Genomic DNA, 9,117 nt, shown 5'->3' with positions numbered 1-9,117 from the left:
ATGGCCTCGGCGGTGCGGGCGGTGCGCGGGGCGGCGCTGCTGGTGGCCGCGCTGGGCGGGCTGAGCCTGCTCGCGTCCGGGGGCCCGGACACCACGCTGCTGTGGTTCGCGCCGCCGCTGGCGGCGGCCCTCGGCTGCCTGGCGATCGCCCGCTTCGAGGCGCACCCGTACGGTTCCTGGGCCTCCCCCGCCGGTCAGCGGCTGCTGGAGGCGTGTGCGGTGCCGGGGGACGGCGCGACGGGCGACACGCTGGTGACGGTCGCCGTGTGCGGGGTGGACGCGGTGGACGACCCGGCGCTGCGGGCGGCCCTGGCGAGCCGGCGCGTACGCCGGGCCGCGGTATGACGAACGGTGCGGCGCGCGCAGGACGTGCGCGCGCCGCACCGCTGAGCCGAACCCGGTGTCGCTGGACCGGCGGGAAGACGCGGGGTGCCGCGCCGGTGACCCGCCGTCTGATCTTCCGGGTTGGGGTGGCCGGGAACCCGCTCGCTACGCGAGCCCTGCCACCAGGTCCGCGACCGACTTGCGCCGGCCGGTGAAGAAGGGGACCTCCTCGCGGACGTGCAACCGCGCCTCGGCGCCCCGCAGGTGGCGCATCAGGTCGACGATGCGGTGCAGTTCGTCCGCCTCGAAGGCCAGCAGCCACTCGTAGTCGCCGAGGGCGAACGAGGCGACGGTGTTGGCGCGCACGTCCGGGTAGCCGCGCGCCATCTTGCCGTGGTCGGCGAGCATGCGGCGGCGGTCCTCGTCGGCCAGCAGGTACCACTCGTACGAGCGCACGAAGGGGTACACGCTGACGTAGTCGCGCGGCGTCTCGTCGGCGAGGAAGGCCGGGATGTGCGACTTGTTGAACTCGGCGGGGCGGTGCAGCGCCATGTTCGACCAGACCGGCTCCAGGTGCCGGCCGAGCCGGGTGCGGCGGAAGAGGTTGTACGCCTCCTGCAGCGCGTCCGCGGTCTCCGCGTGCCACCAGATCAGCAGGTCGGCGTCGGCGCGCAGGCCCGAGACGTCGTACGTGCCGCGGATGGTGATGTCCTTGGCCGCGAGCTGGTCGAACAGCTCCTGGACCTCGCCGGCGACGGCGGCGCGGTCCGTGTCGGCGGGCAGGACGTCGCGCAGCTTGAAGACGGACCACAGCGTGTAGCGGATGACCTCGTTGAGGTCCTTGGCCTTCTTGCCGGCGTTCGGAACCTTGCTTGATGTCTCAGTCTCGGGAGCACTCATACGGCTATTGTCCCGCCTCGCTCCGAGTGCCCTGAACCAGGGTCGGCGTGGCGGTGATCTCCCCGCCGAGGTCCCCGGCGATCTCGTCCGCCGCGCGGTGGGCGCTCGCCACGCAGGCGGGGATGCCGACGCCGTCGTACACGGCCCCGCACACGCGCAGCGCGGGCAGTTTCGCGACCGCGTCGCGGATGCGGGCGACCCGGCCGAGGTGCCCCACCGGGTACTGCGGCAGCCCGCCGATCCAGCGGGTGACCGCGCTCCCGACGGGCCGGGCGGTGAGCCCGGTGGCGGCGGCGAGGTCGCGCAGGGCCAGCCCGGCCAGCTCGCCGTCCTCGCGGTGCAGGTGCTCCTCCTCGCCGTAGCGGCCCACGGAGGTCCGCAGCACGAACAGGTCGGGGGCCGCGTCGTCGACCCAGCGCCACTTGTGGGTGGAGAAGGTGGCGGCCTTGATGGTGTGTCCGTCGACCGGCGGCACCAGGAAGCCGGAGCGCCCGGCGAAGGCCGCCCCGGTCACGTCGGAACGCCGGAACGCCATGGTGATCAGGGCCATCGACGCGTACTCGACGTCCGCCAGTTCGGCCGACGCGTCCGGGGACTCGGCGGCGAGCAGCGTGGCGGCGGACCAGGCGGGCACGGCCAGGACGACACCGTCGGCGGCGATGACCCGCGTGTCGGTGCGGACGTCCCAGCCGGTGGCGGTACGGGTGAGGCCCAGCACGGGGGTCTCGGTGAGGATCCGGCCGCCCCCGGCGCGCACGGCGTCGGCGACGGCGACGGGCAGGGTGCCGAGGCCGCCCTCGATGCCCTGGAAGACGGGCCCGTCCTGCCGTCGGGCGGCGGCCCGCTCCTGGAGCCGGGCAACCCCGTCGAGCAGCGGGCCGCCCTGCCGGGCCGCCTCGAAGAGCTGCGGCACGGCGGCGCGCATCGAGATCCGGTAGGCGTCGCCCGCGTACACGCCGCCGAGCAGCGGCTCCACCAGCCGGTCCACCACCTCGCGGCCCAGCCGGTCCGCGACGTACGCCCCCACGGCGACGTCGTCGCCGACGGGGGTGGCGGGCAGTTCGCGGTCCTCGGCGATCCGGGCCAGGCCCTCGGGCGACAGGACGCCGCCCAGGACCGACGGGTCGCCCGGCACGCCCATCACGTGGCCGGTGGGCATGGGGCGCAGCGCGTCGCGGGTCCACAGCGCCGCGCTGGCGGTGGCGGGCGGCTGGAGGCGGTCGCCGAGGCCCACGGCGCGGGCCAGGTCGACCGATTCGGGGCGGCGGGCGAGCATCGACTCGGCGCCGAGGTCGACCCGGACGCCCGCGACGTCGCCGGTCATGAGCTTGCCGCCGAGCCGGTCGGTCCCCTCCAGGACGGTGACCTCCAGCCCGGCGCCGACGAGCCGGTGGGCGGCCGCGAGTCCGGCGATTCCGCCGCCGATGACGACGACGTGGCGGGGGGCCGGGTCGGCGGGGTGCGTGGATGACTGCATGGTCCCACTCTCTCAAACCGGTTCCGGGGCCCGACCGTGACCGCTTCGATACCGGTGCGCCGGGTCCTGCGGCGCCCTCCGCACGTCCTATCCGCGACACCGATCACCCGTCCTGGGGGGACAGTTATGCAGGGAACATCCTTCGCCCGCGCCGGCGGCCGGGCCGCCCGCGCGTCGCGTACCGTGCCGGCCGCCGCGCTGCTGGCGGCCGTGCTCGCGCTGAGCGGCTGCGGCGCGAGCGGTGACGGCGGCTCGGCGAGCGACGACCGGGGCTACTCCGCGGCCCGGCAGGACAAGGGCGCCGAGGCGGCGAAGGCTGATGCCGCCGGTGCCCCGGCGGCGGCCGGCGAACGGCAGGAGGGGAAGCCGAGGACTCCGAGACCGGCCGCGGCCCACGTCATCCGGACCGCCTCGCTCTCCGTGGAGGTGGCCAGCGCCTCGAAGGCGGCCGCGCGGGCCCGTACGGCGGTGCGGGACGCGGGCGGACTGGTCGAGAAGGAGACCACGGAGCGGATCGACGGGGAGCGCGACTCCTCGCACCTCGTGCTGCGCGTCCCGCAGGAGGCGTACGACGAGGTGCTGCGGGAGCTGTCGGGCACGGGGAAGCTGGTCTCCCGTACCTCGGCGGCCAAGGACGTCACCGACCAGGTGGTGGACACCGAGAGCCGGATCGCCACCCAGCGGGCCAGTGTGGCGCGGGTGCGCGAGCTGATGGAGCGGGCCGACAAGCTGGCCGACGTGGTCACCCTGGAGGGGGAGCTGAGCAGCCGTCAGGCGGCCCTGGAGTCGCTGCTCGCCCAGCAGGCGTCCCTCAAGGACCGTACGACGCTGGCGACGATCACGCTGGACCTGACGGAGCCGGAGGCGGCGGACGGGGCGGCGGACGACGACCCCGGCTTCCTGGACGCCGTCGCCGGGGGCTGGCACGCCTTCGTGACGATGCTGCGCTGGCTGGCGATGGCCGTGGGCGCGACCGCCCCGTTCGTCGCCGTGGTGGCTGCCCTGGCCGTGCTGTGGCGGCTGACGCGCCGTCGGGTGCGGCGGCGCGGGCCGTCCGGCGAGGGCTGAGTACGCGGCCGGGGCGGGGCGCGCCGTAGCGTGGGGCCCTATCGACGAGCGTCGGAGGGACTGGCATGGCGGCGGAACGACTGGTGGTCATCGGCGGGGACGCGGCGGGGATGTCCGCCGCGTCCCAGGCCCGGCGGCTCAGGGGCCCGGACGAGCTGAGCATCACCGCCTTCGAGCGGGGCCGGTTCACCTCGTACTCCGCCTGCGGCATCCCGTACTGGGTCGGCGGCGACGTGACCGACCGGGACGACCTGATCGCCCGGACGCCCGAGGAGCACCGGGCCCGCGACATCGATCTGCGCACCCGCACCGAGGTCACGGAGATCGATGTGGCGGGGCGGCGGGTGCGCGCCCTGGACCGGGAGTCCGGCGAGGCGTACTGGACCGGCTACGACAAGCTGGTGATCGCGACCGGGGCCCGGCCGGTGCGTCCGGCGCTGCCGGGCATGGACGCGCCGGGGGTGCACGGGGTGCAGACCCTCGACGACGGGCAGGCGCTGCTGGACACCCTGGACCGGACGGAGGGCCGGCGGGCGGTGGTCGTCGGCGCGGGCTACATCGGGGTCGAGATGGCCGAGGCGATGCTGAACCGCGGCTTCGAGGTGACCGTGCTCAACCGGGGCGAGCAGCCGATGGCGACGCTCGACCCGGACATGGGGCGCCTGGTCCACGAGGCCATGGACGGGCTCGGGATCACGACGGTGAACGGCGCGGAGGTGACCGGGGTCAGGACCGGGCCGGACGGCCGGGCCGCCGCGGTGGTCACGGACGCCGCGGAGTATCCGGCGGACGTGGTGGTGCTCGGCATCGGGGTGCGGCCGGAGACGGAGCTGGCGGCGGCTGCCGGGCTGCCGCTGGGGCCGCACGGCGGGCTGCTCACCGATCTGTCGATGCGGGTCACCGGGCACGCGGACATCTGGGCGGGCGGCGACTGTGTGGAGGTGCTGGACCTGGTGGCGGGCCACACCCGGCACATCGCGCTCGGCACCCACGCCAACAAGCACGGCCAGGTCATCGGCTCCAACGTGGGCGGCGGCTACGGCACGTTCCCGGGTGTGGTGGGCACGGCGGTGAGCAAGGTGTGCGACCTGGAGATCGCCCGGACCGGGCTGCGCGAGAAGGACGCGCGGGCGGTGGGGCTGCGGTACGTGACGGCGACGATCGAGTCCACGAGCCGGGCGGGCTACTACCCGGACGCGCGGCCGATGAAGGTGAAGATGCTCGCGGAGTACCGGACGGGCCGGCTGCTCGGCGTGCAGATCGTGGGCCGCGAGGGCGCGGCGAAGCGGGTGGACGTGGCGGCGGTGGCGCTCACGGCCGGGATGACGGTGGAGCAGATGACCGCCCTGGACCTGGGGTACGCGCCGCCGTTCTCGCCGGTCTGGGATCCCGTCCTGGTGGCCGCCCGCAAGACCGTGTCGGTGCTGCGGAAGGCGGGCTCCGCCTGAGCGGGGCCCGCCTGCGGCGGTGGTTCAGCGGGCGGTGCGGGTGTGGACGTACTCGACGAGGCGGGTCAGCGCGTCGGGGTCCATGTTCGGCATGACGCCGTGGCCCAGGTTGAAGACGTGTCCCTCCAGGCCGGCCGCCGCGTCCAGCACCTCCTGCGCCTTGGCCTCCACCGCGGGGGTCGGCGCGAACAGCACCGCCGGGTCGAGGTTGCCCTGGAGCGCCTTGCCGGGGCCGACGCGGCGGGCCGCCTCGTCCAGCGGGACGCGCCAGTCCACGCCGACGACGTCCGCACCGGCCTCGCCCATCAGGCCGAGCAGTTCGCCGGTGCCGACGCCGAAGTGGATGCGGGGCACCCCGTACGGGGCGACGGTGTCGAACACCTTCGCGGAGGCGGGCAGCACCGAGCGCCGGTAGTCGGCGGGGGCGAGGGCGCCGACCCAGGAGTCGAAGAGCTGGACGGCCGAGGCGCCGGCCTCGATCTGGACCCTGAGGAAGGCGCCGGTGATCTCGGCGAGCCGGTCGAGCAGGTCGGCCCACAGCTGCGGGTCGCCGTACATCATGGCCTTGGTGTGCTCGTGGTTGCGGGACGGGCCGCCCTCCACGAGGTAGCTCGCGAGTGTGAACGGGGCGCCCGCGAAGCCGATGAGCGGGGTGGCCCCCAGCTCGGCGGTGAGCAGCCCGATGGCCTCGGTGACGTACGGGACGTCCTCGGGCGTGAGGTCGCGCAGCCGGGCCAGGTCGGCGCGGGTGCGGAACGGCTCGGCGACGACGGGGCCGACGCCGGGCTTGATGTCGAGGTCGATGCCGATGGCCTTGAGGGGCACGACGATGTCGCTGAAGTAGATCGCGGCGTCCACCGCGTGGCGGCGGACGGGCTGCATCGTGATCTCGGCGACCAGCTCCGGCATCATGCAGGAGTCGAGCATCGGGATGCCTTCGCGCACCCTCAGGTACTCGGGCAGCGAGCGTCCCGCCTGACGCATGAACCAGACCGGCGTGTGCGGCACCGGCTCGCGGCGGCAGGCCTTGAGGAACGCCGAGTCGTAGGTGGCGGAAGTCTGGGTCAGCTGCCCGGAGGGGCGGTCGTTGGCACTCACGTAAGGAATCTTCGCACGTGCGCACAACGACCCCGCCCCCGCACGGGTGTCCTTCCGCACGCCGGGCCCGCATTCCGCCTACTCTTCCCCGCATGGCTGCGGCTCAGGGACACATCTCCGGTCAATCCGATGGCGCTGACGGCACGGACGGCGCGGAGGGTGCCGCCGTTCCGTCCGCGTTCCGTGCGGCGGTGGACGCGCTGCGCGCGGCGCGGCTGCGTCCCGAGCTGGAGGTGGAGCCGACCCGGCCGCCGAAACGGCTCGCGCCGCACGCGTACGCGCTGGAGGCCGCGGTCGTCGACGGCGAGGACGATCTCGCGGACGGCCGGCTGGTCCTGCTCCACGACCCGGCGGGGCACGAGGCGTGGCAGGGGGCCTTCCGCCTGGTGACGCTGGTGCGGGCCGAGCTGGAGCCGGAGATGGCCGCCGACCCGCTGCTGCCGGAGGTGTGCTGGTCCTGGCTGACCGGGGCGCTGGAGGCGCGCGGGCTCTTCTACGGGGAGGCCGGCGGCACGGTGACGATGGCGGGCTCGCACTACTTCGGCGCGCTGGAGACCCGGCGGCCGGCGACGCAAATCGAGATCCGGGCGTCCTGGACCCCGCGCGAGGGGCGCGGCGGGGTGCCGGACGCGGCGGCGCATCTGGTGGCGTGGGGCGATCTGCTGTGCCAGATCGCGGGGTTGCCGCCGTCCGGTCCGCCGGACGCGGCGGTGGTGACGCTGCCCCAGCGGCGCGGCCCCCAGGTCCCGTAGCCCGCCGATTTCCGCGCCCGGGTGGCGGGGGTCGCAAGGCCCCGCGACCCGGGCGCGCTCACTTTCGGCCACCGGCAAGACATTCGTACAATCGATCGCGCGTCCTATTTGCCCGAATTGTTACGCATGAATTCGTGATCTTCCCCTAAAGGAGCAGGCGTGTACTGCCGAAGGAGTCAATGACCCTTCAAGCACGGTTCGCCCCGGCTTCATCCCCGAGCCGGCCCGTCCCGCCACTCCCCCCAGGAGGCCTGGTGTCCGTTCTCCTCGAGCAGCCCGCAAGCCTGGTCGCCTACCGCCCGAACAAGCCGACGGCCATGGTCGTCGTGGCCGACCCGCGCGTCCGTTCCACCGTCACCCGCCATCTGTGGGCCCTCGGAGTACGTGACGTCATCGAGGCGTCGTCCATCGCGGAGGCCCGTCCCCGCGTCGGCAACCCGCGCGACATCTGCGTTGCCGACGTCCACCTGCCCGATGGTTCCGGGCTGACCCTGCTGTCCGAAACCCGAGCCGCCGGCTGGCCCAACGGCCTGGCCCTGTCCGCAGCCGACGACATCGGCGCCGTGCGCAACGCCCTCGCGGGCGGCGTCAAGGGCTACGTCGTCACCGGCACCCGTACCAATATCGGCCACCCGGCCCGTCCCGGCGTCGTCCCCATCGGCGCCACCGCCGCCCGTATGCACCGCCGGCCCCCCGGCTCCCCGAGCCACCCGGGCGGCTACCGCGAGCTCTCCGGCCGCGAGGTGGAGGTGCTCCGGCTCGTCGCCGAGGGCCAGTCCAACAAGGCCATCGGCGTCTCGATGGGCCTGTCCGCCCTCACCGTCAAGAGCCACCTCGCCCGCATCGCCCGCAAGCTCGGCACCGGGGACCGCGCCGGCATGGTCGCCGTGGCCCTGCGAACGGGCATCATCCACTGACCCCACCCCCTCACCGACCCACCCGCTCCACCGCACCCGCCGGTGCGCCGTGTACGCAACCGGCTGGAATACGCGCATCGGCGCCTGCCGACGGAACGTTCCGTCGGCGGGCGCCGCGCACGCACAGATACCCTTGACACGTGACCGACGCCCAAGAGACCGCAGCAGACACATCACTGCGAACCACCGGGGGCGCTCCCCCGGACGACGTCGCCCCGGCGCCGATCCCCTTGCTCGCACCACGCGAGGGCCTTCCGCCGGTGGTGGCCTCCGACGACGACCTCGCCCGGGTGATCGCCGCCTTCGCGGCGGGCTCCGGCCCGGTGGCCGTGGACGCCGAACGGGCGTCCGGCTACCGCTACGGCCAGCGCGCCTATCTCGTACAGCTGCGCCGCGACGGCGCGGGCAGCGCGCTCGTGGATCCCGTGGGCTGCCCCGACCTGTCCGGTCTCGGCGAGGCCCTGCGCGGCACCGAGTGGATTCTGCACGCGGCGACGCAGGACCTGCCGTGCCTGCGCGAGATAGGGATGACGCCGACCGGGCTCTTCGACACCGAGCTGGCCGGGCGGCTGGCCGGGTTCCCGCGGGTCGGCCTCGGCGCCATGGTCGAGAACGTCCTCGGCTACTCCCTGGAGAAGGGCCACTCCGCCGTCGACTGGTCCACCCGCCCGCTGCCCGAGCCCTGGCTGCGCTACGCCGCGCTCGACGTCGAACTCCTCATCGACCTGCGCAACGCCCTGGAGGACGAGCTCGACCGGCAGGGCAAGCTCGGCTGGGCCCGCGAGGAGTTCGACGCCATCGCCTCGGCGCCGCCCGCTCCCCCGCGCCAGGACCCCTGGCGCCGCACCTCCGGGATGCACAAGGTCCGCCGCCGCCGGCAGATGGCGGTGGTCCGGGAGCTGTGGAACGCCCGGGACCGGATCGCCCGGCGCCGCGACATCTCGCCCGGCAAGGTGCTCGGGGACGCCGCGATCATCGAGGCCGCGCTCGCGCTGCCGCCCAACGTGCACGCGCTGACCGCCCTGCCCGGCTTCGGCCCGCGCATGGGACGGCGCCAGCTGGAGCAGTGGCAGGCCGCTGTGGACCGGGCCAAGGCGCTGCCCGACGCGGAGCTGCCGCAGCCCGGCCAGGCC

Annotated in this window: 8 protein-coding genes and 1 pseudogene; 6 read left to right on the top strand and 3 right to left on the bottom strand. The window is 74.6% G+C overall.

Annotated features, from left to right (window positions below):
* Positions 1-345: pseudogene (locus MHW47_RS27510) on the top strand (TIGR04222 domain-containing membrane protein); the annotation flags it as partial.
* Positions 346-489: 144 nt separating this feature from the next.
* Here the strand turns inward: MHW47_RS27510 and hemQ are convergent.
* Both hemQ and hemG read right to left on the bottom strand, forming a co-directional pair.
* Positions 490-1,224: a hydrogen peroxide-dependent heme synthase gene (hemQ, locus tag MHW47_RS27505; RefSeq protein WP_239226464.1), complete on the bottom strand. Its 735-nt coding sequence runs from the start codon at positions 1,222-1,224 to the stop codon at positions 490-492.
* 4 nt (positions 1,225-1,228) lie between these two features.
* The gene (hemG, locus tag MHW47_RS27500) at positions 1,229-2,701 is read right to left on the bottom strand and encodes a protoporphyrinogen oxidase (protein ID WP_239226463.1); all 1,473 of its coding nucleotides are present in this window, start codon (positions 2,699-2,701) and stop codon (positions 1,229-1,231) included.
* A gap of 126 nt (positions 2,702-2,827) precedes the next feature.
* Between hemG and MHW47_RS27495 the strand changes: the two genes are divergently transcribed.
* A complete protein-coding gene (locus tag MHW47_RS27495) occupies positions 2,828-3,769 on the top strand; it encodes a DUF4349 domain-containing protein (protein ID WP_239226462.1) in 942 nt (313 codons plus the stop codon).
* A 65-nt stretch (positions 3,770-3,834) separates the two neighbouring features.
* Positions 3,835-5,217, top strand: coding sequence for an FAD-dependent oxidoreductase (locus MHW47_RS27490; RefSeq protein ID WP_239226461.1), 1,383 nt, complete (start codon positions 3,835-3,837; stop codon positions 5,215-5,217).
* A 24-nt stretch (positions 5,218-5,241) separates the two neighbouring features.
* Here the strand turns inward: MHW47_RS27490 and hemE are convergent, their stop codons facing one another.
* Positions 5,242-6,315, bottom strand: coding sequence for a uroporphyrinogen decarboxylase (gene hemE / locus MHW47_RS27485; protein WP_239226460.1), 1,074 nt, complete (start codon positions 6,313-6,315; stop codon positions 5,242-5,244).
* Positions 6,316-6,407: 92 nt separating this feature from the next.
* Here hemE and MHW47_RS27480 point away from each other — a divergent pair, with 92 nt between their 5' ends.
* The 3 genes from MHW47_RS27480 to MHW47_RS27470 all read left to right on the top strand — a co-directional run.
* Complete coding sequence (locus tag MHW47_RS27480; protein ID WP_239226459.1) at positions 6,408-7,067, top strand: DUF3000 domain-containing protein; 660 nt, start codon at positions 6,408-6,410, stop codon at positions 7,065-7,067.
* 254 nt (positions 7,068-7,321) lie between these two features.
* The gene (locus MHW47_RS27475; RefSeq protein ID WP_239226458.1) at positions 7,322-7,984 is read left to right on the top strand and encodes a response regulator transcription factor; all 663 of its coding nucleotides are present in this window, start codon (positions 7,322-7,324) and stop codon (positions 7,982-7,984) included.
* A gap of 140 nt (positions 7,985-8,124) precedes the next feature.
* Positions 8,125-9,117: ribonuclease D (locus MHW47_RS27470; protein WP_239226457.1), on the top strand; the 993-nt coding region annotated here is incomplete at its 3' end.

The organism is Streptomyces sp. OfavH-34-F (genome assembly GCF_022347745.1).
GTDB lineage: Bacteria > Actinomycetota > Actinomycetes > Streptomycetales > Streptomycetaceae > Streptomyces.
Note: the sequence above shows the minus strand (reverse complement) of the source record. Positions and strands in the feature narration are given on the sequence as shown.